We start from the raw sequence: 24,299 nt of genomic DNA on the forward strand, positions 1-24,299 counted from the left end.
TATAAAGCAATCCATACAAATCACCATGTCCATCATCTCAGCTACTTCAAATTTGATCACTGTCGTATTACTGATAAACTACTATGTATTAGGTAGCGCCAACGATTATGTTTTTATGATTGCTCATTAGATTTGCGTCTATCTGACTTTTGATTTTTCATCATTCAGACTAGCTACGATTGGAAATTCACTCTTGTTTTTAAATATTAAGGGTACAACGATTGTGTTTTTTCTCATATCATTGGATCAAAGATATGATGACCTTTAATAACATAAAGCATCAAAATTAAAGCTGTAATGAATAGATTTATTAAAATTCAAATCATGTAAAAAGGCGAATATTTTATACTTTAAAAGTATTATTTTTTTAATTTTTGATCTCAATTAAGAATCAAACCCATAAAAATTTTATCAAAATTATTTAGTTTTGACTGTCTATCCAAACTAAAGGCTACGTTCTTTATGCTCTTCTAGACGAATTTCGATTAAAGACCATACAACAACAAGCATAAACAAACCAAATGCTAATAGAAAAGTCGAGAAATACATCATTCTGTTCAATCCTCATTAAACTTGAGTAAAGTAAAAACCAAGGGTTTAAATGCTTTTATCTTCGACAAAAGTCTAATAGGTATTTTTTAATCTGAACAGTCACAATTAAGTCTTATTTTGTATCAATTAATACATTATGTATCTTTATGAAGACAAACTTATACATAAAAACAATTAATATCAGTATTTTGAAAAATTATTTATCCTGAATTTATTTGTTCACTTTTAATATCTACTCTTGACTATAGCTAATAACAAGCACAAATTAGCCCACTTTCGTAATCTCAAATACCCTACCTCTCCATGTTAAAAAAATTTATCGGTGAATCTGCATTTAAGCTTGCAGGCTGGAACTATCATGTTGAACCTGACGTACTTGAAAACAAGCAAGTCATTGTTGGATTTGAACACACCTCGATGATGGATGCGGTGCTATCTCTGGCTCTCTTCCAGATTTATGATATAAAAATTCACACCCTGATTAAAAAGGAATTGTTTAAAGGCCCATTTAAACCTGTACTTGAAGCCATTGGCGGTATTCCCGTTGACCGAAAAGCCAATAAAGATATCGTGACTCAAATGGTTGAGCATTTTGAAAGCAATGAAAAATTCAATCTGGTCATTGCGCCGGAAGCCACCCGTGCCCCTCGCGGTGAAGCGCGCAAGCCCATCCGTACAGGTTTCTGGCATATTGCCAAAGCTGCCGGCGTACCCATTGTTTTAATGTATGCAAATTCTAAAACCAAGCAAGGCGGTATTTTCGGCAAGATCTATCCAACAGAGCTAGATCATGACTTGGCTTTATTAAAACAGCTCTACAAAGAAAAAGTTGGACTGGATATCGTGATCCCTGAACCTAAAAACTAGCTTCTAATTGTTTAAAAACTCAAAGTCTAGCCCTTTCTAAGAAAAAAGGGCTTATGGTAGAATTTGCACAATCTGATAGGCATAAGGCCAATCTACAAGGAGCATATTTCGCATGGCGGGTCATTCCAAGTGGGCTAATACTAAGCATCGTAAAGCAAAACAAGATGCGAGCCGCGCTAAAGTATTCACAAAATTCATTCGTGAAATTGTTACAGCTGCCCGTTTAGGCGGTGGTGATGTTGCGTCTAACCCACGTTTACGTGCTGTCGTTGAAAAAGCATTAGTCGCAAATATGACACGTGATACCATTAACCGTGCAATTCAGCGCGGTGTTGGCGGTGAAGATAATGCTGACTTAAAAGAAGTCACTTATGAAGGTTATGGCGTAGGCGGCGTTGCTGTGATTGTTGAAACAATGACAGACAACTTAAACCGTACTGTGCCTGATGTTCGTCACTGCTTCTCTAAAACTGACGGTAACCTGGGTACTGCCGGTTCTGTTGCTTATATGTTTACTAAGCGCGGTGAAATTACTTTTGAAGATGTTTCTTTAGAAGACAAAATCATGGACATCGCTTTAGAAGCTGGTGCAGAAGACATCGAAGTAGATGAAGATGAAATTTTAGTCATCACTACACCTGAAACATTTGGTGAAGTTCAGGATGCGTTAACAGCAGCAGGCTTAAAATCTGATAATGCTGAAGTAGTAATGAACCCTTCAACCAAAGCATTGATTTCAGATGTTGATCAAGCGAAAAAAATCGTAAAAATGATTGATATGTTTGAAGATCTAGATGACGTTCAAAACGTTTATACCAACGTTGAATTCACAGAAGAAGTATTAGCTCAATTAGATGACTGATTCTTTTACTGCATAAAAACGCGCTATAAGGCGCGTTTTTTTGCTTGATATATCGTACATCTCAGCCATTTATTCAGCACTTTAAAACTACAACTTCTATTTAAATTCAATATAGCCTTAAACCTAGAAAATCATTCACAAAAAAATGCAGCCTCAGGCTTTACTCAGCAAACCAGTGCAGTTAAAGACATTATATTCCTTGATCACAAAACTCGAATGCAATGCCACCACATGCTCAATTTTACCAATGCGTTTTAACAACACATCACTATAGTTTTCCATGTCTTTGGCAACCACTTCGACAATAAAATCGGCAGATTGCCCGGTCACTAAAAAGGCATTAATGACTTCGGGAATACTTTCCAGCTCTTCTAAAAATTTGGCGAAGGTATCAGTATCATGTTTACTTAACGAAACCTGTAAAAGCACGTGCAGGCTAAAACCCAGCTTTTGATAATTCAGTTCCCGTTTCAGGCCCGAAATAATCCCTGCATCAATTAAATGCTTGATCCTGCGATGAACAGAACTCACGGAAAGATTGATGCGTTCTGACAATTCATTCAGGTTCAAATCTTCATGCGTTAAAATTTCAAGTATCTGCTTATCAAAACGGTCAAGTTCCATCTTCCCCCTCCATTTCAGTTTTATCGGTTAAAAATAGCCCTTACATCTAGTTCGCTACATGCCACGTTTCTAACCTGTTTGGATCAAAATTAGATGATAATCAGGCGCCATCCAATTTTCCTGTCTTTCCAGATTATTTTTCTGTAATTCTACTAGATAAAGTATTTTTATATTTAAAAAAATTTCTATAAATTTTCCTATAATTATCTTATTGCATGCACTTTTATTCCATCATATTGCAATATTTTAGAAAAAACTTATGTAATATTAGCTGCAATAGCATCCCCGAAAGACTTTACCATTAATCAGAAATTTGATCTTTATGAGCAATAATAATTACCTGATAAATAATGCTTATTTTTTTTAAAGTCTTATAGTGACCAATCAAATGAGATATGTCGCATATTGTTATTTTACATTCGTATAAAAATAGAATAAAAACGATCAGCTGAAAAATATTTACAGCTGCATAAAACAATAAAGGAATAACAATGGCTATTAAATCTATAAGCTTATTACCTAAACTCAGCTCGGTTTTATCTACAAGTACTTTAAACAGTAGTTTAGTTACCACACCAACGCTGAGCAGTTTAATCAATAATGATAAAATTACTGGAGCATTAACAGGGCTTTTAGCTAATCTCACTAGCTCTACTCAAAGTTCTTCTGTAAATTTGAGTGCACTGACCAGTTCTTTACCTAAAATCATAACGGTCATTCAAGGACTTAGCAGCAACGGTTCTTCTTCTGCAATCAATGCTGATACTATTAGTACCCTCATGAAAACATTGCAACCGCTCCTTACATCATTAAATGGTCAGGGTTCTGCAATCGACACTACACAGCTTATGCAATCATTGCCTGTCGTCGTCAAGAGTATTCAGAGTCTAATGGCATCGGTCAATTCATCCGGTTCAGTTCCAGATAGCCTGTCTTCGGTCATGACCAATCTAAAACCGTTGCTAGATACACTTGCTTCTAGCAATTCATCATCAGATATTTCTAAAGTCGTTTCAACACTTTCACAGGTGCTCGAAATTGCAGCACCACTCATTAAAGTGGCTGGCAGTTTAGGAACGGGCGAAGCTGATTATGGTCAAGTTTCCCATGACCTCACAGCAAACTTAATGCCACTATTGGCAGCAGTAAACAAAGATGGTTCAACTGTAGACATGGCACAGCTGTCACAAGCTTTGCCTGCTGTGGTTGGTAGTGTAACGACACTGATTGCAACGTTCACAAAAGCCAATGAAGGGAATATTCCTGAAACCATTTCCGGTGCTATTCAGGGGATCAACCCATTATTTAAACTATTGGCCAACAGCGGTGCAATTGATGCTAATCAAACAGAGACAGTAAATGCTGTTTATGACGTCTTAAATAGCGTGAAAGTGATTATCGACACTGTTAATAATCCTGACTTGAGCAATATCTCCGGCAGTTTAAATAATGTCATTGATGCACTTAAACCAGTCATTGCAATGATTGATACGAATGGTCAATTAGATGGTTTACTGGGAAATACTGAATTGCCAGATTTAAATGGTCTATTGGGTCAATTAGGTGGTGACATTAATCTAGATGGTATTAAAGATGGTCTTGGACAATTGCTTGGTAATACACCTATGCCGATTTCCAATCTGTCTGAATTGTTCCAAGCTAATGGCAATACAGGTGATATTGATTTAACTAGCATTATTCCAGGTCTTACAGGTTCACTACAGCAAACAGCTGGTAGCAGCTTAACCAGTTACGATGTAAGCACTTCAGCTACATCAACACCAAGTTTAGAGCTTGATCAACCTGTTGTATTTGGCTAATTCATTTAAGCTAAAAAAATACGCGCTTTATGGCGCGTATTTTTATGAACTAGATTTAAACACCGCGCCAATCCACCCGGGCATTCCGCTCAGTCTGATAAATGCGCAGTACATATTGCCCCAAAGGTAATGCCATTAAGTGCTCTTTATATTGCCGAAATTCATCAGACAGGGTTTCACCATGTTCCTTTTCCCACGGTGTACCGGGAATTTCCAGAATTGGCGCTAACATTGAACAGACCGCAATATCGGCCAGGCCAAGACGTTCGCCGACAAAATAACGCCCTTGATTTTCAATCAATCTCTCATTTAAATTCTGGATGATGCTGTCCATTTGCTGTTTCGATTCAGCAATTTTCTCTGCATTCAACTGATAACCTTTGGATAATAGCGTTTTGATAATTGGCTTGGAATATTTTTCAAATTGACGTAAATAGCCCTTTTCACCAATTAAAATATCTAAAGACTCTTCATTTTCCGACAAGGCATGTGAAAGCCCCCAACGACGCACGTGTCGTCCCAACTCAGTAGCAAGATCATTGATTTCTAAAGCCAATTTTCGCTGATTCGGATCAGCGCGCAAAAGTGAATGCTCAGGATATATATCATCTAAATACAAGGCAATTTCTGTAGAATCCGCAATCCAGCGATCTTGATCTCGTAAAATAGGTAAACGATTTTGGCCTGTTTTTAATTGGGCAAATGCACGATGTAAACCAGGAATCAGATTATGTGCAACATAATCCAATTCTTTATGATCGAGTAACCAGCGCGCTTTTTCACAAAAATGAGATAAAGGAAACTGGTATAAAATTCGCATAAAATCTCCGTGCTTATTTTTTTAGTTCTACTAGGCCAAAACCATCAACTTCAGCCGGATACTTTAGTCACCCTGTCCCAGAAATACAATGAACATTTTATACTAAATGTCTCCTTGTCCTAGCCAATCCTAGCTTGCTTATTTTTATACATTTTTTTGTCTTGGTTATCTACAAAGCAGATATAAACTATTATAGCTTTCAAAAGACATATTAAAAAAAATTAAATAGTGTTGTTTTTTAAACACTTAATATATTCAAAATAAATAAAAATCTAGCATTTTTTATCTTAAATAAGATTTTTCATAAGCTTTGCAAAAGCAATTGCTTAATATCATGCCCGATTACTTGTAGCGTTTTGATATCGATTTAAGGTGTCATTATGTCTCGTTTAATTTCCGAAAATGTTCATGTTATAGAAAACGATCTTGAAGCTATTCATGCTGCTTATCATGTAGCAGATTTTGCTTTGGAAGGTCGAGATGAACGTGATCAGCAACGTTTACTGCCTTTTGCTGAAATTAATTTATTCAGCAATAAAGGTTTAGGCGGAATTCGTATTCCCAAACAGTTTGGCGGTGCTTTTGTTTCCAATAAAACATTGGCGCAAGTGTTTCGTATTCTAAATAAAGCTGATTCCAGCGTAGGACAAATTCCACAGAATCAGATTGCCTTGTTGAATATGATTCAAATTATGGGCACGGAGCAACAAAAACAGTTTATCTATCAAGAAATTTTACAAGGCAAACGTCTGGTCAATGGCGGGCCGGAACGCAATACCAAAGATAGCAAAACTCTTGCCACCACATTAACATTTCAAAATGGCCGCTATTTTGTGGATGGCGAGAAATTCTATTCCACCGGCAGCAGTTTTGCCCATTGGCTCGCGATTAAAGCCATTCATCCCGAAGGTCATGTGGTCTTGACCATCATTGATGCTCAAGCCGAAGGCGTTCAGGTGATTGATAACTGGAACGGTTTTGGTCAGCGCACCACATCTAGCGGCACAGTGAAATTAAAGCATGTAGAAGTCGATCCCTTACTGATTTTCGATGAACGCCTACTTTCCAGTCAGCCGAATTATCGCGGTGCCTATTCACAATTACTACAAGTGGCCATTGATGTCGGCATTGCCGAAGCGGCCTTTGCCGATACTGTAACTGCTGTACACAAGGCTCGTCCGATTGTGGATGCACAAGTGGAAAAAGCCAGTTTTGAACATTACACCCTGCAAGAAGTGGGTAAATCTGCAGTCTTGTTAGATGCTGCTATTTTACTGCTGGATGAAGCGGCGGAATATCTGGATGAGCTGGATCAACTGGCTACCGTGACCGCTGAGCAAGCCGCCAAAGCCTCGATTTTAGTCGCTGAAGCCAAGATTTACGCCAACGATGCAGCCCTACAGATTTCCGAGAAACTTTTAGAGCTAGGTGGTAGCCGCTCCAGTTTAAGTATCCATAATTTAGATCAACACTGGCGCAATGCCCGTGTGCATACCCTGCATGACCCTGTGCGCTGGAAGCTGCATGCTTTGGGGGATTATTACCTCAATCACACTTTACCTGCTCGCCACGCGTGGATTTAAGGAGAAACTTATGACTTCATTTCAACATATTGCTCCGATCCACGCTAAAGAATTGGCGCATGCACACATCATCCAGTCAGATGCTGAAGCGCTGGAAATTGCAAAAAATCTGGCTGAACAATTTAAACAACATGCTGTACAGCGTGATGCTGAGCGCATTTTACCCTTTGAGGAAATTGAAGCGTATAGCCAGTCTGGTCTTTGGGCCATCACCGTGCCCAAGCAATATGGCGGTGCTGAGGTTTCAAGCTATACCGTGGCACAAGTGATCGCCCTGATGAGTGGCGCCGATGGTTCGATTGGTCAGATTCCACAAAACCATTTTTACGGGCTGGAAATCTTACGCAATAACGGTACAGAACAACAAAAAAAGAAACTCTATGCTGAAGTACTGAAAGGTGCACGTTTTGGTAACGCCTTGGCGGAATTTAAAACCAAGACCGCAGCGCAAAAACAGACCGCCATTCACCAGACCGCACAGGGTTATGAGGTCAATGGCGAGAAATTTTACTGCACCGGCAGTCTGTTTGCCCATCGTATTCCTACACTGGTAAAAGATGCCAATGGACGTGAATTTTTGGCTTTTATTCCACGTGACAGTCAAGGTCTGGAACTGGTTGATGACTGGTCGGGTTTTGGACAGCGCACTACCGGTAGCGGTACGGTTAAATTCAATCATGTGCAAGTCTTGGAGGGAGATCTCATTCCGTTTGATCTTGCCTATACTCAACCGACCATCTCAGGTCCTTTTGCTCAATTAATGCATGCCGCAATTGAAACCGGCATTGCACGGGTAGCCTTTGAAGAAACCTTGATTCGTGTACGCCAAGCCCGACCATGGATTGACTCCGGTGTAGATCAGGCGACCGATGATCCACTCACGAAACTCGAACTGGGTCGAATTATCGCTGATGTGCGGGCTTCTGAAGTTTTACTAAAACAGGCCGCACGTTCCATTGATGCCGCCAAGCCTGCTCCGACCGCAGAAAATGTCGCCAAAGCATCGTTAGATGTGGCCAAAGCACGTGCCCACAGCACAGACACGGCACTAAAAGCCTCCTCCAAACTGATTGAACTGGCGGGAAGCCGTGGCAGTCAACGTGATGATGGTCTAGACCGCTTTTGGCGTAATGCCCGCGTGCACACCCTGCATGACGCTTCACGCTGGAAATATTTCTTTATTGCCAACTATTTATTAAATGGAGTATTGCCACCACGTAGAGGGACATTGTAATGACAATTTCATCTCCTACTGCTGCTAAAAAAATCCTGCTGAATGCTTTTGATATGAACTGCGTGGGTCATATCAACCATGGCTTATGGACCCATCCGCGGGATGAATCGCACCGTTTTAACGAGCTGAGTTACTGGACCGATCTGGCCAGAACTTTAGAGCAAGGCTTGTTTGATGGCTTATTTATTGCCGATATCACCGGGGTCTATGATGTCTATCAAAACAATATCGACCTGACTTTAAAAGAATCGATTCAGCTACCTAGTCATGATCCAAGCACGCTGGTTTCCGCGATGGCAGCCGTGACTCAGCATTTGGGTTTTGGCGTCACGGTCAACTTAAGCTATGAATCGCCTTATCAGTTTGCCCGCCGCTTTGCCAGTCTGGATCATCTGACCCAAGGGCGCATTGGCTGGAACATCGTTACCGGTTATCTGGACAGTGCCGAGCGTTTGATTGGACAAAAAGGTTTAAAAGATCACGACCTGCGCTATGAACAGGCGGAAGAATTTTTGCAGCTTTGCTACAAGTTCTGGGAAGGTTCCTGGGAAGATGATGCTGTGCAGAAAGACAAACTGAACCGCGTGTTTAGCGATCCTGAAAAAGTTCATGCCATCCATCATCAAGGCAAGTTCTTTAAAAGCCAGGGCGTGTTTCAGGTTTCCCCTTCTATTCAGCGCACGCCGGTGCTGTATCAGGCTGGAGCTTCAGCTAAAGGCTTAAGTTTTGCCACCCAGCATGCAGAAGCCATGTTTATTGGTGCAGATACGCCTGAAAAACTGAAACAGCAAGTAGATAAGATTCGTGCCTTAAGCGCTGAGCAAGGCCGTGATCCGAATGCGATCAAGCTTTTTGTCGGCATTAGTGTGGTCACAGCAGAAACGGATGAATTGGCACAGGAAAAACTGGCGGAATATATTCGCTATGCCAGTCCCGAAGCGGGCTTGGCACATTTTTCCAGTTCCGTCGGGATTGATCTTTCCAAGTTTGCCGATGATGAAGCCATTCCCTACCAAAAGACCAACAGCATTGCTTCCGTCAACAACAGGTTTAAAGAGCAGCAGATCACCCGCGCTGACCTGAAAGCACAGCATGTCTTGGGTGGACGTTATCCCCTGATCGTGGGCAGTGGTGCAACTGTGGCGGAAAAGCTGATTCAACTCTTAGATGACACGGGTGTGGATGGTTTCAACCTGACCCGTACCGTGGCACCGGAGTCACATCAAGATTTTATCCGTCTGGTCATTCCTGAATTACAGCAACGTGGTCGTTATAAAACCGCCTATGAGTCGGGCAGCTTACGCCACAAGTTATTCCAGCAAGGTGACCGACTCTCTGCAGATCATCCGGTACAGCAGTTCCGATGTCCAAGCACACAACCTCAAGGCACGCAACAAAAGCAAACAGCTCAGCATAAGCAAACCGCATAAACGAATTAATTTAATATTAGAGGTGCAGCATGGCACAAAACTCGGCACAAACAGCTAAAACTAAATTTACCATTATCGGGGTGATTGTTGCCGCCGTCATTATTGGATTGGTGGTCTGGAATCAGCAGAAAAAAGCCGCTTCCAATGAACTGGTGATTGGCATTAGTCCATCCTTTGCCAAGCCCTTGCAGGTGGCCGCAGATGAAGCCAAGCAACAGGGCTTAAACGTGAAACTGGTGGAATTTTCCGACTGGAATACCCCGAATATTACCCTGAACCACGGTGATATTGATGCCAACTTTTTCCAGCATCAGCCTTTTTTAGACAATGCCAAAAAGGAAACCGATTTTAAAATTAAAGCCTTTGATGTCGGCGCTGCAACGCATGTCGGCCTGTATTCTAAAAAAGTGAAAAGTTTTGATGAATTGCAGGACAATGCCAAAGTCGTGGTGCCAAATGACCCTGTGAACCAAGGCCGTGCATTACAGTTATTACAGCAAGCTAAACTCATCACCTTAAAGCAGCCGGACAACTTCCTGTCGGGTTTGAATGATATTGCTGAAAACCCGAAAAAGCTGCAGTTCATTGAAGTAGAAGGCCCGCAGACAGCCCGTGCCATTGATGATGCCGATCTGGCTTTTGGCTATCCACATTATTTACGTATGGCAAAAACTGCCGATCCTGAAAGCGCGCTGCTATTTGACTCGAATACCGACAAGCGTTTCGCGATTTTATTTGCGGTGCGTGATGACTATCAGGACAGTAATGGCAAACTGAGAAAATTTGTCGATATTTACCAAAACTCGCCGAAAGTCAAACAGGCGCTGGATGCCGACTTTGGTGCCAAACTCTGGTTCCCGGGCTGGAAATAAGGACTAAGCACATGTCGAATGCAGTGAAAAACAATACAAAATTTTGGGTGATTAGCACAATTGTCCTGAGTCTTGTCATTGGGCTTGGTGGCTATCGTTGGGTCAATAGTACCAAACACAATGACACCTTAAAAATTGGCATTAGCCCGCCCTATGCAGAGCTTTTAAGAAGTCTCGCTGAAGATGTCAAAGCACAAGGCATCAACGTCGAACTGATTGAATTTTCAGACTGGCAAGCACCGAATGTTGCCGTTCAAAACGGAGACATTGATGCCAACTTCTTTCAGCAAAGTGTCTTCCTGGCCAATGCTGTACGTGAAACAGGCTATGAACTGCATGCTTTTGCCAAAGGTTCAGGCAGTCATGTCGGCTTATATTCTAAAAAATATCAGTCACTCGATCAGATTCCCAATCAGGCCAAAGTCGTGGTGCCCAATGATCCCGTGAATTTGTCGCGTGGCTTAACCCTTTTAGCGCGGGCAGGTTTGCTTCAGGTCAAAGATGTTAACAATGAATTAACCACATTGCAGGACATTACCAGCAACCCGAAACAACTAAAGTTAATTGAAGTGGAAGGACCTCAAACTGCACATGCTTATAACGAAGCGGACTTGATTATGGGTTTTCCGCATTATTTGAAAATGGCAAAAGTCGCGGATCCCAATTCAGCCCTGTTTATTGACCCGGTGAATAAAAAATACGCCATTTTATTTGTGACACGTAAAGACTACCAAGATCGGGACCACAAGCTTGCCACCTTTGTTCAAGCATTTCAAAGCTCTGCCAAAGTAAAAGAAATTTTAAATCATGACTTTGGCCAAGGCATGTGGTTTGAAGGTTGGAAATAGGAGCATTACTATGGTGAGTTTTGGATCACAAGTGGACTTCAAAGTTCCACACATCAAAATCAGAAATTTAAATAAATTTTATCAGGTACAAGGTAAGCAAGTGCATGCGCTCAAGAATATCCAGCTGGATATTCCCGAGGGTAAAATCTTTGGCATTATCGGCAAAAGTGGTGCAGGAAAATCCTCACTGCTCCGCACGCTCAATGGTCTGGAAAGCATTAGTGATGGACATATCCATATCCATCAACAGGATCTGGCCAGCTTAAATCATGCAGAACTGATTCAGTTACGCCAGCGTATCGGCATGATTTTCCAGCACTTCAATCTCATGTCCGCCAAAACCGTGTATGAAAATGTGGCGCTGCCCTTAAAAGTTTCGAACTTTCCTAAAGAGCAGATTCAAGCCCGGGTACAGGAAGTGCTGGATCTAGTGGGTTTAACGGACAAGGCAGACCGCTATCCTTCCCAGCTATCTGGTGGTCAAAAGCAGCGAGTCGGCATTGCCCGTGCGCTGGTGCATCATCCGGAAATTTTACTCTGTGATGAAGCCACTTCTGCTTTAGATCCTGAAAGTACCTCTGTCGTCCTGTCATTACTTAAGGAAATTAACCAGAAACTGGGCATCACCATTGTATTGATTACCCATGAAATGCAGGTGATTCGTGAAATTTGCGATCAGGTCGTGGTGATTGAGGGGGGTGAAATTGTCGAGTCGGGTGAAGTCTGGTCGGTATTTTCTCAGCCGCAGCAGCAAATCACCCAAGAGCTGTTAAATCTGGAACAAATGGATTTACCTTTTGCGCTACACGACACGCCACATGCTGAAGATACGCATAGTATTTTTAAAATTCGTTATGAATCATCGCTACAGCATTCTCCAGATTTAAAAGTGATTCTTGATCAGTTCGAGCCATCGGTGCATCTGTATCAAAGTCATATCGACAGCATTCAAAATCATTTAATTGGCACATGGGTTGTGGCTGTGCCCAAGCTGGATATTGAAATTGAAACCCTGCAACAAAAACTAAAACAGCACATTGCGCAGATTGAGGTACTCGGCTATGCACGACCAGCTCATTGATTTATTACTGACCGGAACCACAGACACCTTATTGATGGTGGGTGTATCGGCCCTGTTTGCCTTGCTGATTGGCTTACCGATGGCCGTGATTTTGGTCAGTACCTCCGAACATGGCATCTATCCCTCTAAAAGCATCAATCATGCGTTGGGCTGGGTGGTCAACATTACCCGTTCTGTACCTTTCCTGATTTTAATGGTGGCGTTGATTCCATTAACCCGCTGGATTGTCGGTACCAGTTATGGCGTATGGGCGGCAGTGGTTCCGCTGACTTTAGCAGCTACTCCATTTTTTGCCCGTATTGCAGAAGTCAGTTTACGTGAAGTGGATCAAGGCCTGATTGAAGCTGCCCAAGCAATTGGCTGTAACCGCAAGCAAATCATTTGGCATGTGCTGCTTCCTGAAGCACTTCCCGGCATTGTGGCGGGTTTTACCGTGACCTTAGTGACCATGATCAACTCATCAGCGATTGCCGGCGCCATTGGTGCAGGTGGTTTGGGTGATATCGCCTATCGTTATGGCTATCAGCGTTTTGACATGCAAATCATGCTTGCCGTGATTGTGGTACTGGTCATTTTGGTGATGCTGGTACAAGCCGCGGGTGATACCCTCTCGAACCAGCTGGATAAACGCAAAATTTAATAAGCGCCCATTTTCAGGAGTTTTCAACAAACCAGCCAGCCATGACCTGACTTTGTCATGGCTTTCATGTAAAATCGTCTGCAATTTTTATATATAACACTGTGTGAGTGATTTCATGGGTTTTAATTGCGGTATTGTCGGCTTGCCGAACGTTGGTAAATCTACACTTTTCAATGCTTTAACTAAAGCTGCTATTGCTGCTGAAAACTTCCCGTTCTGTACCATTGAACCTAACACAGGTATCGTACCGGTTCCCGATCAACGCCTGGACAAATTGACTGCCATTGTTAAACCGCAACGTGTGATTCCAACCACCATGGAATTCGTGGATATTGCCGGTCTGGTTGCCGGTGCATCTAAAGGTGAAGGTTTGGGTAACCAGTTCCTGGCCAATATCCGTGAAACGGATGCCATTGCACATGTGGTTCGTTGTTTTGAAGATGAAAACGTAATTCACGTAAATGGCAAAATTGATCCGTTGGATGATATCGCGACTATCAATACAGAACTTGCACTGGCTGACTTGGAAACTGTCACTAAAGCCGTGACTCGTTTGGCCAAATCTGCAAAAGGCGGCGACAAAGAAGCGATTGCGACCAAAGCGGTTTTAGATAAAATCTTGCCTTTGTTAGATGAAGGTAAACCTGCCCGTGCAGCCGACCTAGACGATGATGAACGTAAACTGGTTCGTGGCTTTGGTTTAATGACTTTAAAACCAACCATGTACATTGCCAATGTCGCTGAAGATGGTTTTGAAAACAACCCGCATCTAGACGCTGTGAAAAAACTGGCAGCTGAAGAAAATGCGATTGTAGTTCCACTGTGTAACCAGATTGAAGCTGAAATTTCATTGCTTGAAGATGAAGACCGCGCTGAATTTTTAGAAGCTTTAGGCATGGAAGAACCAGGTTTGAACATCGTGATTCGTGCCGGTTACAGCTTGCTTGGCCTACAAACTTATTTCACTGCAGGTGTGCAGGAAGTACGTGCCTGGACAGTAAAAGTGGGTGCAACGGCGCCTCAAGCTGCGGGTGTGATTCATACTGACTTCGAAAAAGGCTTTATCCGTGCTGAATGTATTGCTTATGATGACTTCGTACAATACAACGGCGAAGCTGGCGCGAAAGAAGCTGGTAAATGGCGTTTAGAAGGCAAGACTTACGTGGTTCAGGACGGTGACGTGCTGCACTTCCGTTTTAACGTCTAAATCTGACAGCGAAAAAGCCAGCTCTCTGCTGGCTTTTTTATTACTTTAGATTTTTAATCTCAGTGCTTTTTAAGTAGATCAGGTAAGTGGCAGAAGTCTAAAGATAGACTTATATCCTTCCCCCCTCTTTTAATGTCACTATTTATTGAATCAATAAACAGGCAAAGACTGGATATGAGCAAAACTGATCCCTATGCTAATTTTCCTAACCAGAGAACAAACTATGATGCTTAATGAAATATACGATACATAAGCTATAAATGAAGCTTAGCGACCTTATTACATCTAATGGCTTAGGCTATTTTATAAAAACACCATTTAATGATTTTTTATGAGTCCATTTGATATAACTTTAGCTTAATTTCTGCTTAAAACTAAAAATATCACCACAATTCCCCTATAAGCGGTTGCTTTTTAACAACCATGCTACAACTTAACTCCCAATCAAATTTGCCTAATTTATTTACAGGTACTGATGCCTGTTTCCAAAGAATAATAGCAATGAAAAAACTCAGCACAATCCTTACTGCAGCTGTCTTCACTATGCTTAGTGCAACTGCATTCGCTTGCCCCAAAGGCATGACTATGACCGGTGGTACAGGTCCAAATCATAAAGGTGGTAAATGTGTTGCTGCTCATACGACAAAACATCATAAAGCAAATCATGAGAAAAAAGCAGAACATAAAATGATGAAAGAGGACAAAAAAGCTGTACCTCAAGGCAATATGATGCATGAAAATAAGGCCCCTGAAAAACCAGCACCTAAACCTTAATATTCAAGCCTTTATAACGGTCTATAAAAAAGCCAGTGCTTTACACACTGGCTTTTTTATTTAAAGCATATGATTAGGTCACATGCGCGGTCTTGGCATCCATCGCCGCACGTTGCTTGCGTGCTGCTTCAAGCATACGTTGTTCAAGATCTTTTCTGAACCCAAGCATAAAAACCATTTCAGCCAGTACAAATAATGGCCCAATCGCCAGGCCAATCACATCATCCATAAAAGCCGGTTTTTTCTTTTCGTAAAAATGTCCCACAAACTGAAACACCCAACCCACCACAAAAATACCAATACTCAAGCTTAACCAGAACGTGGTATCCAACTGCGCAATCTCGTAAGCAAAAGGATAAGCAATCGCGTAGATGACTAACATGATCAGCCCAAAAATGCGATCCAAACTCAGGTAATAAATACAACTGGCCAGCAGCAACACTAAAGCCAGAGTCAGCTCCACACCCGAAATACTCACACCGGCACGGGCGGTCAGGCAGATAATTGAAAATACAATTAAGGGAATGCCAATAAAATGGGTAAAAATATTTTTCTGATCCAGATGGTATGCTGCATACTGACTAAGCAGCTGTTCTAATTTGGTCATCACCGTCTTCCTTGTTAGACTCATCTTTTCACTATATAAAAAAATACGGTAACGAGTTGTCAACTAGCCGACAACTGGGCTTAAAAAAGGAATTAAAGTGCTCAAACCTATTTATATTGATCATTTAGAGCAAAATGTATGGTTTTCACAATTAGCACCGACATTTAAACAATTTATCATCCGCCATGCCGTGCAGCAAAATTTTGACAAGGAACAGCCCATTTTCCATACAGGGGATTCCTTTAATGGCATTTATGCGGTTCTAGATGGTGCGGTACGTCTTGGTTATATTGATATAGAAGGTAAGGAATCTGTTGCTGCCATTGTTGAACCGATTATGTGGTTTGGCGAAATATCACTGGTCGATGCCCAGCCCCGCTCCCACGATGCGGTTGCCACTCAAAAAAGTCTGATCTTGCATATTCCCAGTGCTGCGATACAAAATCTGCTGCAACAGCATCCGGTGTTTTGGTATCACATTGCACAATTAACCAGTCAAAAGTTACGTTTTGCTTTTCTGGAACTAATTTCCATTCAAACGCAAAGCATCAGCCAGCGTTTAGCACAACGCCTGATGTTTATTTTGAATGGCTATGGCAATCATTTGATGATAGACAACAATGTGATTCATTTATCCCAAGAACAATTGGCGCAGATGCTCACCTGTTCCAGACAAACGGTCAATCAGGAACTACAAGCTTTGGAAAAGCAGAATATTTTGCGGCTGTCTTTTAAAAAAATTGAAATTTTGGATGTGCCGGAATTGCATCGGATTGCACATGCTTTTCCCAATATTTAGATAAAACAATCAATAAAATAATTAAAAGATTTGCTGATTCAGAGACTTATATCATTGCAATATAAGGTGTTCTACGGCTAACCATGACAAGTGAAAGTACTTGTCTGATTATTCGTATATTTTATACATCGTGCTTATGAACGCAATTGACACACGTTGACATCGTCAAAGCCATTGGTGCAGGGTGCCACTTCATCTGCTGCAGTTGCTGCGCTACTTAAAGTACTCAAAATAACAGCCATACTTATTGATAAAAACACTTTATTAAACATCTTTTTTACTCCTAACGATTTTTCAAGTTAAACAAACTTAGAATTCATTCAAAATAATGATGATCTCAACACCTATTATTATACACAATTTATCAATTGGTGATAATTCCATATATTTATCAAGTTATAGTTTTATTCTCTTATTCATCTTTTAAAACTATAAATGCAATAAAAAGCCTTTAAAACTTGGGGCATAAAAAAACGAGGCTTTCGCCTCGTTCATTGGGTATTTAAACCCCGACTTTTTTCGGATCTGTATTGCCCAGCTGTGGATGCTCAATCGCACCTTTACATTGCTGTTTATCGCGTTCGTAATCAGCCTGTTTCTGCGCTACGGAACTGGATTGATCCATGGTTTCACGTGCCCAGATTTCCAGACTGGTCAAAGCTTTACGACACAATGCGTATTTACCTTCGGTCACGGAATCGGTCATTTTGACATTAATACGCCAATCGGTACTGAGCTTGCGGGCCGGTTTACGCACCTGCTCTTCGAGCACATCCAGTTTTTTCGCATAGACCAGACCATCCACCTGATTAATGAATTTCCAGGCTTCATTGGCATAGGTCGTTGCATCATTAGTCAACTTAGGTGCAGGTTTAATTTTAACTTTTTCCATTTCACTGCCCTCATTTCCACAAGCCTGTAGTAAAACACTACTGCATAATAAAGAAACAATCAGCATCCCACGTGTCTTTAACATCAACATATCCGGCTCGCCTAGACAAACAATTCGGCACTATGCTAGTGAATTCGCGTACAATACTCAATCATCATTTGACCCGTTGTTCAACTCTCCCGCAAAGGTGTGTCGTGTCTGAGCACAAAATCCCTCCAGTCCAAGCTGCTGGCTTTTGGCAAGGCGCGAAAGACAGCCAGGCCATTATTTTTACATATCTTCCTGTTTCGTTTGCTTTTGGGGTTTCAGCCAGTCAGTTCGGCTTTAGCTCTTGGGAAGCTCTGTTCTTATCCTGCTCCATGTATGCAGGCGCGAGCCAGTTTTTAGTGGTGGCCTTACTGGGCAGTGGCACATCCATCTGGATGACCGCACTCACCGTGATTGCTTTAGATATTCGGCACGTGCTTTATGGCCCAGCCCTACAAAACCTGATTCAGGACAAGCTGAATTTAAAGAAAACTGCCGTTTGGGCATGGGGTCTCACCGACGAAGTTTTTGCCTCCGGGATGATTAAACTGTCACAGCGGCGTCAGGAATGGTCAGAATCCTGGATGCTAGGTTTAAGCCTATTTAGCTGGATGTCTTGGGCGCTAGGTTCCTTTTTAGGTGGTCTGTTTGCCGATCAGGTCAGTGCCTTACCGCAGTTTTTACAGGCGGCACTGGATTTCTTACTGCCGGCCTTGTTCCTCAGCTTCTTGCTGGCTGCATTTGAAAAGAAACACACCTTTATCGTGACGGTCTGTTTAATTGTTTCCGCCATTGCCTGCTATTTCATTAATTTATCTGCGGCCATTTTCATCGGCATTTTATCGGGGATTTTGGCCGGCTTGTTTAAGCACTATGTTTTAAAACAGCATGATGGTGCATTGGGAGATGCCCATGAATCTTGAAATTATTTTGGTGGGCATCATCGTCGGAATTGCCAATTTTGTCTCCCGTTTTGGCCCTTTTTATGTGATGCAAAAAAGCCGGCAACATTCACAAAAGCGTGGCGCAGTGTGGATCAAAATTGCATTAGGCAGTATTGGTATTGCTGCAATCAGTTCCATGCTGGTGGTAGCGACCCTTCCGCCCTTGATGGAAAGCCCAAATAAAAGCTTTGCCATGCTGGTGGGTTTCCTGACCTTAGCCGGACTGTATTTTAAGTTCAAAAAGATTGTGCCGGCGACTTTAACCGCAGCTTTGGCCTATGGTCTAGTTTATACCTATATACCGTTTTCCTTTTAAAGATCTACTGGAAATCCACTTATGATTCATAGTTTTGCTAAGGACTTTTATTTTTGAGAAGATAGTTAAATCCACTTTTAAAATCATATAGATGTATTTAAAAAAGTGGATTTATAGTTATCGACGTGTCAGTGTCAAATAGCAGTTATATCCTTGTTGTGTATGGGTAACGTGTGGCATCCATGCCACACCCGTGTATCCCAAATTTGCTTAAATTAAACTATAGAACGCTAGTGACTGGAAGTCCCTCTTTTACAAAGAGGGATTTAGGGAGATTTTTCCAACAACCTTATAAATAAAATTGTTGGACAATATCATTATTTTATGTGAATCAAGTCTGAACAGCAGGAGTAGTTCTGCTATGCTAAAAGCCCACTTTAGCAAGGACGATTCATATGAGCGTGACCATTGGTACTCCCCTTCAATCTTCTGCTTTTAAAGTTTTATTGTTAGGTTCGGGAGAATTAGGTAAAGAAGTGGTGATTTCTTTACAACGTCTTGGTGTCGAAGTTCACGCTGCTGACCGTTATGATCATGCTCCTGCGATGCAAGTTGCCCATTATTCTTATACTTTAAACATGGCAGATGCCGAAGAACTCAAACAACTCATTCAAAAAATCCAGCCTCATCTGATTGTTCCTGAAATTGAAGCCATTGCGACTCAAGTGCTGGTCGAAATCGAACAACAAAATATTGCCACTGTCATTCCTTCTGCAAAAGCCGTGAACCTGACCATGAACCGTGAAGGCATTCGTCGTCTGGCTGCTGAAGAATTGGGCTTACCAACCTCGGCCTATCGTTTTGCCGACTCATTAGAATCCTTCCGTGCGGCTTGTGATGACATTGGTTATCCCAACTTTGTCAAACCGGTGATGTCTTCTTCAGGTAAAGGTCAGTCCCGCGTTAAAAGTTTTGAAGAAGTCGATGCTGCCTGGGACTATGCGCAAACCGGTGGACGCGTCAATCAGGGTAAAGTGATTGTGGAATCACAAATTGACTTCGACTTTGAAATTACCTTGCTTACAGTACGTGCGAAAAATGCCGAAACGGGCGAAATTGAAACTCAGTACTGCGACCCGATTGGACACCGTCAGGACTCGGGTGACTATGTTGAAAGCTGGCAACCACAGGCCATGACAGCAGCTGCTTTAGAAGAATCCAAACGCATTGCCCATAAAGTCACCAGTGCTTTGGGGGGCTGCGGTATTTTCGGGGTGGAACTGTTTGTCAAAGGTGACAAAGTATGGTTTAGTGAAGTATCCCCACGTCCGCATGACACGGGACTGGTTACTCTGGCATCGCAATTCCAGAGTGAATTTGAACTGCATGCACGTGCCATTTTAGGTCTGCCGGTGAATACCTCACGTCATAGTATTGCAGCCAGTGCAGTGATCTATGCCGGCGTGGATGATCGCAATTTATCTTTTTCTGGCTTAAATCTTGCTTTAGCAAATCCCAACACCGATTTACGCCTGTTTGGTAAACCTGAAGGTTTTAAACGCCGTCGCATGGGGGTTGCAACTGCACGGGCTGAAACCACCGATCAGGCACGTGAACTTGCACTAGAGACTGCGTCTCAAGTCAGTGTTAAACAAAACTAAACTTGTTATTCTATTTAGGGACCACTGTTCATGATCAATACTTCTCCACTGCTGAATTACGTTAAAAGTAACCATGACATTCAGGCGATCAATCAATGGCGCACCGATGTTGAAAATCAGCTTCAGGAAGGTTTTGAAAATGGACAGTCGATTCGTGAAGTCATTTTGGCCCGATCAAACCTGATTGATGAGGCCTTAGAATTTCTATGGAAACATGCTGAACTGGATCAGACCGATCTGGGTTTATTTGCCGTAGGGGGTTATGGTCGACGGGAAATGCTACCCTATTCCGATGTCGATATCATGATTTTGTCGGAAGGTGAAATTACTGCGGATCAGGAAAGCTTGATCTCCACCTTTATTTCCTCACTTTGGGATGTTGGTAATTTCAAACCTGGGATTAGTGTGCGCACCATTTCACAATGCGTTGAACAGGCCACCAATGACTTAACCGTGGCAACCGCGCTGATTGAATCACGCCTGATTATTGGCAATCCACATTTAGCCAAATGGCCACGTCGTATTGTGTCTCAAACCTGGACCGATAAAACCTTTTTTGATGCCAAAATGGATGAGCAGGCCAAACGCTATGCTCAGCACAACAACACCGAAAGCAATCTGGAACCGGACATTAAAAATGCACCGGGCGGCATTCGCGACATTAACCAGATTGGCTGGATTGCCAAACGACATTTCCGTGTTAACCGTATTTATGACCTGGTGCATTTGGGCTTTATTTCCGATTTTGAACTCGGTGTTTTAGAAGAAGCTGAAAGCTTTTTATGGGAAATTCGTCATCATCTGCACCGTCTGACCAAGCGTGACGAAAACCGCTTGTTGTTCGATTATCAACGTGACATCGCCGCTATGTTCGGTTATACCCGTGAAGAAGGCAAATCACCGAATTATCCAATCGAACAGTTTATGAAGCGTTATTATCGTAGCGCGCAGCAGGTTTCTACCTTAAATGAAATGCTGCTGGCTTACTTTAATGAATCGGTGATTACTCCTCGTTTGCCAAATTACGAACGTAAAATTGAAGAAATTAATGAAAACTTCAAACTGGTCGATGGCAAACTGGCAGTACAGCATCATAAAATTTTCGCAGAACGCCCTAGTGCCATCTTAGAAATTTTCTATTTATTGGCCAACCGTCCCGAAATTGAAGGCATTCGCGCACGGACTTTACGCCTGCTTATCCTTGCAGCAAAACGTATTGATAAAAACTATCGCGAAAATCCTGAACATCAGGCACTGTTCATGGCCATTATTCGCTCACCGCATCGCCTGTATGACACTTTGGTAGCAATGAAACGCTATAGCGTTCTCGGCAATTATATTCCTGCATTTGGTCAGATTATGGGTCTTATGCAATATGACCTGTTCCATATTTATACGGTTGATGCACATACACTCTTATTATTGCGTAATTTAAACCGCTTCAAAGAACCCGAGTTTGCCAAAAACTTCCCGGTGGTCAGTTCAGTGTTCCAGCGTCTTGCACGTCGTGACATTGTCTATTTAGCTGCTTTATTCCATGACATTGCTAAAGGCCGCGGTGGCGACCATAGTGAACTGGGTGCAGAAGATGCCATTAAATTCTGCCGTACTCATGGCTTTACCGAACGCGAATGCAATCTGGTGGCTTGGTTAATTCAAAATCACCTGCTGATGTCGATGACGGCTCAGAAAAAAGATATCTCCGATCCTGATGTGGTGCAAGATTTCGCACAAAAACTGGGTGATATGGAACATCTGGACTATCTGTACACCCTAACTGTGGCCGACATCAATGCCACCAATCCCAAACTCTGGAATACTTGGCGCGCTTCCTTAATGCGCCAGCTCTACACTCACGCACGCGACGTGATTCGTAGCGGTCTGGGTCATCCGGTGGATTATCAGATGTTGATTGAAGATACCAAGTTTGCAGCCAGCGAACACCTCGTCAATGACTTCTCACTTAACGATGTTGAAAAAGTCTGGCAAGAACTGGGAGATGAATACTTTATTAAAGAATCGGCCGATGAAATTGCCTGGCATACCCGTGCCATCCTGCAACATGGCAATAATCCTGAACCTTTGGTCTTAATGCGCGCGCACCGCCAATCTGCCCAAGATGCCGTGCAGATCTTTATTTACACTCAGGATCAGCCGAATTTATTTGCCACCACCGTGGCCATTCTTGACCGCATGAATCTGGACGTTCAAGATGCACGGATTATTACGGCATCAACGGCATTCAGTCTGGACACCTATGTGGTACTGGATCGTTTTGGTACGCTCCTCACCGATCCTGAACGTGAAAAAACCGTGATTGATGCTTTGGTCAAAGCCTTGAGTGAATCGGATAAATATCCAGGTTTAATGCAACGTCGTATTCCACGCCAATTACGTCATTTTGATATTGAAAATACCGTGGATATCACACTAAATGATGCCTTACAGCAAAATATGGTGGAAATTTCAACACTCGATCATCCCGGTTTGCTTGCCAAAGTGGGTGGTTTATTTATGATGCAAGGTTTAGATATCCATTCTGCTAAAATTGCCACTTTGGGTGAACGTGCAGAAGATATTTTCTTTGTCACAAAAAAAGATGGCAAGCCGATGTCCGATGCAGAAGCTGAAATTTTCGCTGCTCAATTAAAATCAGCACTGGATGAAGCTTCCAGTCTTGTCTCTGGCCAACACTAACTTAAATTAACGCGGTATCGATTTCATGAACTCTAGTTTGTCATTATTGCATCCCTATCCTTTTGAAAAGTTAAATAAACTTTTTCAGGATATCCAGCCTGCAGATTTACCTCTCATTCCTTTATCGATTGGTGAACCGAAGCATCCTGCACCAGAGTTTGTGAAACAGGCCATTATTGACAACTTTCAACATTTATCGACTTACCCGAACAGCAAGGGTCTGCCTGAGCTACGTCAAAGTATTGCCAACTGGCTGACCCGTCGCTTCAAGTTGAATAGCATCAGCGCAGAGAGCAACGTGTTACCGGTATCAGGTACACGTGAAGCGATCTTTTCTTTTGTGCAGGCGCTGGTGAACCGTGAAGATGCGCCTTATGTGGTAATGCCGAACCCGTTCTATCAGATTTATGAAGGTGCGACTTTACTCGCTGGTGCAAAACCCTACTTCATTAACTGTACGGAAGAGAATAACTATCTGGGCGACTTTGATGCCGTGCCTGCAGAAGTCTGGGAAAAAACAGCGCTGTTATTTGTCTGCACACCGGGCAACCCGACCGGTGCGGTATTATCCAAAGAACAGTTTAAAAAGCTGATCGCGCTTTCTGACCAATATAACTTTGTGATTGCCTCGGATGAATGTTATTCAGAACTGTGGTTTGATGAAGCACCGGTCGGTCTGCTGGAAGTTTGTGCTGAAATCGGTCGCGATGACTATAAAAACTGCGTGGTGTTCCATTCTTTATCTAAACGTTCCAACTTGCCAGGCATGCGTTCTGGCTTTGTGGCCGGTGATGCTGCATTGCTAAAACCTTATTTGCAATACCGTACTTATCACGGCGCAGCAATGCCGGTTCAACACCAGATTGCTTCTATTGTGGCTTGGGATGATGAAGCGCATGTTGAAGAAAACCGTAAGCTGTACCGCGCCAAATTTGAACTGTTCCAAAATGAATTAGGCAGCCTGCTGCCACTACAAAAACCGGATGCGGGTTTTTATTACTGGTTAAAAGTAGACAATGACGAGGCTTTTGCCAAAATGCTGATGGAAAAAGCACACATCAAAGTGCTTCCAGGACGTTATCTGTCTCGTGATACGGCACAGGGCAACCCGGGTGAAAATCATGTACGCATGGCTTTAGTCGCGGATATTGCACAATGCGAGCAAGCCATTCAGCGCTTGAAAAAAATTCTGTAAACTCAAA

Annotated in this window: 22 protein-coding genes; 18 read left to right on the forward strand and 4 right to left on the reverse strand. The window is 42.4% G+C overall.

Features of this window, described 5'->3' with window-relative positions:
• Positions 1-855: 855 nt before the first annotated feature.
• Complete coding sequence (locus FB6_RS06790; RefSeq protein ID WP_174559280.1) at positions 856-1,419, forward strand: 1-acyl-sn-glycerol-3-phosphate acyltransferase; 564 nt, start codon at positions 856-858, stop codon at positions 1,417-1,419.
• A gap of 112 nt (positions 1,420-1,531) precedes the next feature.
• Positions 1,532-2,281 carry a YebC/PmpR family DNA-binding transcriptional regulator gene (locus FB6_RS06795; RefSeq protein ID WP_174559281.1) on the forward strand — a complete coding sequence of 250 codons (750 nt, stop codon included), beginning with the start codon at positions 1,532-1,534 and terminating at the stop codon, positions 2,279-2,281.
• Positions 2,282-2,434: 153 nt separating this feature from the next.
• On the opposite strand, the gene FB6_RS06800 is transcribed toward FB6_RS06795, so the two are convergent.
• Complete coding sequence (locus FB6_RS06800; protein WP_174559282.1) at positions 2,435-2,905, reverse strand: Lrp/AsnC family transcriptional regulator; 471 nt, start codon at positions 2,903-2,905, stop codon at positions 2,435-2,437.
• A 491-nt stretch (positions 2,906-3,396) separates the two neighbouring features.
• Here FB6_RS06800 and FB6_RS06805 point away from each other — a divergent pair, with 491 nt between their 5' ends.
• Positions 3,397-4,725, forward strand: coding sequence for a hypothetical protein (locus tag FB6_RS06805; protein WP_174559283.1), 1,329 nt, complete (start codon positions 3,397-3,399; stop codon positions 4,723-4,725).
• Between the two features lie 55 nt (positions 4,726-4,780).
• Here the strand turns inward: FB6_RS06805 and FB6_RS06810 are convergent, their stop codons facing one another.
• Positions 4,781-5,545 carry a glutathione S-transferase family protein gene (locus FB6_RS06810; protein WP_174559284.1) on the reverse strand — a complete coding sequence of 255 codons (765 nt, stop codon included), beginning with the start codon at positions 5,543-5,545 and terminating at the stop codon, positions 4,781-4,783.
• Between the two features lie 380 nt (positions 5,546-5,925).
• On the opposite strand from FB6_RS06810, the gene FB6_RS06815 reads away from it, so the two are divergent.
• The 9 genes from FB6_RS06815 (at position 5,926) to FB6_RS06855 (ending at position 15,214) form a co-directional block, all read left to right on the forward strand.
• Positions 5,926-7,128 carry an SfnB family sulfur acquisition oxidoreductase gene (locus tag FB6_RS06815; RefSeq protein ID WP_174559285.1) on the forward strand — a complete coding sequence of 401 codons (1,203 nt, stop codon included), beginning with the start codon at positions 5,926-5,928 and terminating at the stop codon, positions 7,126-7,128.
• Positions 7,129-7,138: 10 nt separating this feature from the next.
• Positions 7,139-8,362 (forward strand): SfnB family sulfur acquisition oxidoreductase, encoded by a 1,224-nt coding sequence (locus FB6_RS06820; protein ID WP_174559286.1) that lies wholly within the window; start codon positions 7,139-7,141, stop codon positions 8,360-8,362.
• Complete coding sequence (locus tag FB6_RS06825; protein WP_174559287.1) at positions 8,362-9,792, forward strand: LLM class flavin-dependent oxidoreductase; 1,431 nt, start codon at positions 8,362-8,364, stop codon at positions 9,790-9,792. The genes FB6_RS06820 and FB6_RS06825 overlap by 1 nt, the downstream gene beginning before the upstream one ends.
• A 29-nt stretch (positions 9,793-9,821) precedes the next feature.
• Positions 9,822-10,664 (forward strand): MetQ/NlpA family ABC transporter substrate-binding protein, encoded by an 843-nt coding sequence (locus tag FB6_RS06830; protein WP_174559288.1) that lies wholly within the window; start codon positions 9,822-9,824, stop codon positions 10,662-10,664.
• An 11-nt stretch (positions 10,665-10,675) separates the two neighbouring features.
• Entirely contained in the window at positions 10,676-11,512 is an 837-nt protein-coding gene (locus FB6_RS06835) for a MetQ/NlpA family ABC transporter substrate-binding protein (protein ID WP_174559289.1), read from the forward strand.
• A 10-nt stretch (positions 11,513-11,522) separates the two neighbouring features.
• Positions 11,523-12,593 (forward strand): methionine ABC transporter ATP-binding protein, encoded by a 1,071-nt coding sequence (locus FB6_RS06840; RefSeq protein WP_174559290.1) that lies wholly within the window; start codon positions 11,523-11,525, stop codon positions 12,591-12,593.
• A complete protein-coding gene (locus tag FB6_RS06845; RefSeq protein WP_174559291.1) occupies positions 12,574-13,233 on the forward strand; it encodes a methionine ABC transporter permease in 660 nt (219 codons plus the stop codon). The genes FB6_RS06840 and FB6_RS06845 overlap by 20 nt, the downstream gene beginning before the upstream one ends.
• 115 nt (positions 13,234-13,348) lie before the next feature.
• The gene (gene ychF, locus FB6_RS06850; protein ID WP_174559292.1) at positions 13,349-14,440 is read left to right on the forward strand and encodes a redox-regulated ATPase YchF; all 1,092 of its coding nucleotides are present in this window, start codon (positions 13,349-13,351) and stop codon (positions 14,438-14,440) included.
• Positions 14,441-14,941: 501 nt separating this feature from the next.
• Entirely contained in the window at positions 14,942-15,214 is a 273-nt protein-coding gene (locus FB6_RS06855) for a hypothetical protein (RefSeq protein WP_174559262.1), read from the forward strand.
• Positions 15,215-15,287: 73 nt separating this feature from the next.
• Here FB6_RS06855 and FB6_RS06860 read toward each other — a convergent pair whose 3' ends face one another.
• Positions 15,288-15,821, reverse strand: a complete 534-nt coding sequence (locus tag FB6_RS06860; RefSeq protein WP_174559293.1) for a DUF962 domain-containing protein — start codon at positions 15,819-15,821, stop codon at positions 15,288-15,290.
• Between the two features lie 97 nt (positions 15,822-15,918).
• Here FB6_RS06860 and FB6_RS06865 point away from each other — a divergent pair, with 97 nt between their 5' ends.
• Positions 15,919-16,620 (forward strand): Crp/Fnr family transcriptional regulator, encoded by a 702-nt coding sequence (locus FB6_RS06865; RefSeq protein ID WP_174559294.1) that lies wholly within the window; start codon positions 15,919-15,921, stop codon positions 16,618-16,620.
• Positions 16,621-17,122: 502 nt separating this feature from the next.
• Here FB6_RS06865 and FB6_RS06870 read toward each other — a convergent pair.
• The gene (locus FB6_RS06870; RefSeq protein WP_174559295.1) at positions 17,123-17,602 is read right to left on the reverse strand and encodes a hypothetical protein; all 480 of its coding nucleotides are present in this window, start codon (positions 17,600-17,602) and stop codon (positions 17,123-17,125) included.
• 104 nt (positions 17,603-17,706) lie between these two features.
• On the opposite strand from FB6_RS06870, the gene FB6_RS06875 reads away from it, so the two are divergent.
• From FB6_RS06875 to dapC, 5 genes are all read left to right on the forward strand, one after another.
• Complete coding sequence (locus FB6_RS06875; protein ID WP_174559296.1) at positions 17,707-18,462, forward strand: AzlC family ABC transporter permease; 756 nt, start codon at positions 17,707-17,709, stop codon at positions 18,460-18,462.
• On the forward strand, positions 18,452-18,799 hold the full coding sequence (gene ygaH / locus FB6_RS06880; protein WP_174559297.1) for an L-valine transporter subunit YgaH: 348 nt from the start codon (positions 18,452-18,454) through the stop codon (positions 18,797-18,799). Before FB6_RS06875 ends, ygaH begins: the two co-directional genes overlap by 11 nt.
• A 395-nt stretch (positions 18,800-19,194) precedes the next feature.
• Positions 19,195-20,400 carry a formate-dependent phosphoribosylglycinamide formyltransferase gene (gene purT, locus FB6_RS06885; RefSeq protein WP_174559298.1) on the forward strand — a complete coding sequence of 402 codons (1,206 nt, stop codon included), beginning with the start codon at positions 19,195-19,197 and terminating at the stop codon, positions 20,398-20,400.
• A gap of 30 nt (positions 20,401-20,430) precedes the next feature.
• Positions 20,431-23,097, forward strand: coding sequence for a [protein-PII] uridylyltransferase (glnD, locus tag FB6_RS06890; RefSeq protein WP_174559299.1), 2,667 nt, complete (start codon positions 20,431-20,433; stop codon positions 23,095-23,097).
• Between the two features lie 25 nt (positions 23,098-23,122).
• The gene (dapC, locus tag FB6_RS06895) at positions 23,123-24,292 is read left to right on the forward strand and encodes a succinyldiaminopimelate transaminase (RefSeq protein WP_174559300.1); all 1,170 of its coding nucleotides are present in this window, start codon (positions 23,123-23,125) and stop codon (positions 24,290-24,292) included.
• Positions 24,293-24,299 lie beyond the last annotated feature (7 nt).

Origin of the sequence: Acinetobacter bouvetii (assembly GCF_902753875.1) — a bacterium.
In the GTDB taxonomy this organism is placed as follows: domain Bacteria; phylum Pseudomonadota; class Gammaproteobacteria; order Pseudomonadales; family Moraxellaceae; genus Acinetobacter; species Acinetobacter bouvetii_A.

What these genes read in the sequence shown, in the direction of transcription:
- FB6_RS06790 (WP_174559280.1), top strand. Translation starts at nt 856, where the DNA reads ATGTTAAAAAAATTTATCGGTGAATCTGCATTTAAGCTTGCAGGCTGG.
- FB6_RS06795 (WP_174559281.1), top strand. Translation starts at nt 1,532, where the DNA reads ATGGCGGGTCATTCCAAGTGGGCTAATACTAAGCATCGTAAAGCAAAA.
- FB6_RS06800 (WP_174559282.1), bottom strand. Translation starts at nt 2,905, where the DNA reads ATGGAACTTGACCGTTTTGATAAGCAGATACTTGAAATTTTAACGCAT.
- FB6_RS06805 (WP_174559283.1), top strand. Translation starts at nt 3,397, where the DNA reads ATGGCTATTAAATCTATAAGCTTATTACCTAAACTCAGCTCGGTTTTA.
- FB6_RS06810 (WP_174559284.1), bottom strand. Translation starts at nt 5,545, where the DNA reads ATGCGAATTTTATACCAGTTTCCTTTATCTCATTTTTGTGAAAAAGCG.
- FB6_RS06815 (WP_174559285.1), top strand. Translation starts at nt 5,926, where the DNA reads ATGTCTCGTTTAATTTCCGAAAATGTTCATGTTATAGAAAACGATCTT.
- FB6_RS06820 (WP_174559286.1), top strand. Translation starts at nt 7,139, where the DNA reads ATGACTTCATTTCAACATATTGCTCCGATCCACGCTAAAGAATTGGCG.
- FB6_RS06825 (WP_174559287.1), top strand. Translation starts at nt 8,362, where the DNA reads ATGACAATTTCATCTCCTACTGCTGCTAAAAAAATCCTGCTGAATGCT.
- FB6_RS06830 (WP_174559288.1), top strand. Translation starts at nt 9,822, where the DNA reads ATGGCACAAAACTCGGCACAAACAGCTAAAACTAAATTTACCATTATC.
- FB6_RS06835 (WP_174559289.1), top strand. Translation starts at nt 10,676, where the DNA reads ATGTCGAATGCAGTGAAAAACAATACAAAATTTTGGGTGATTAGCACA.
- FB6_RS06840 (WP_174559290.1), top strand. Translation starts at nt 11,523, where the DNA reads ATGGTGAGTTTTGGATCACAAGTGGACTTCAAAGTTCCACACATCAAA.
- FB6_RS06845 (WP_174559291.1), top strand. Translation starts at nt 12,574, where the DNA reads ATGCACGACCAGCTCATTGATTTATTACTGACCGGAACCACAGACACC.
- ychF (WP_174559292.1), top strand. Translation starts at nt 13,349, where the DNA reads ATGGGTTTTAATTGCGGTATTGTCGGCTTGCCGAACGTTGGTAAATCT.
- FB6_RS06855 (WP_174559262.1), top strand. Translation starts at nt 14,942, where the DNA reads ATGAAAAAACTCAGCACAATCCTTACTGCAGCTGTCTTCACTATGCTT.
- FB6_RS06860 (WP_174559293.1), bottom strand. Translation starts at nt 15,821, where the DNA reads ATGACCAAATTAGAACAGCTGCTTAGTCAGTATGCAGCATACCATCTG.
- FB6_RS06870 (WP_174559295.1), bottom strand. Translation starts at nt 17,602, where the DNA reads ATGTTGATGTTAAAGACACGTGGGATGCTGATTGTTTCTTTATTATGC.
- ygaH (WP_174559297.1), top strand. Translation starts at nt 18,452, where the DNA reads ATGAATCTTGAAATTATTTTGGTGGGCATCATCGTCGGAATTGCCAAT.
- purT (WP_174559298.1), top strand. Translation starts at nt 19,195, where the DNA reads ATGAGCGTGACCATTGGTACTCCCCTTCAATCTTCTGCTTTTAAAGTT.
- glnD (WP_174559299.1), top strand. Translation starts at nt 20,431, where the DNA reads ATGATCAATACTTCTCCACTGCTGAATTACGTTAAAAGTAACCATGAC.
- dapC (WP_174559300.1), top strand. Translation starts at nt 23,123, where the DNA reads ATGAACTCTAGTTTGTCATTATTGCATCCCTATCCTTTTGAAAAGTTA.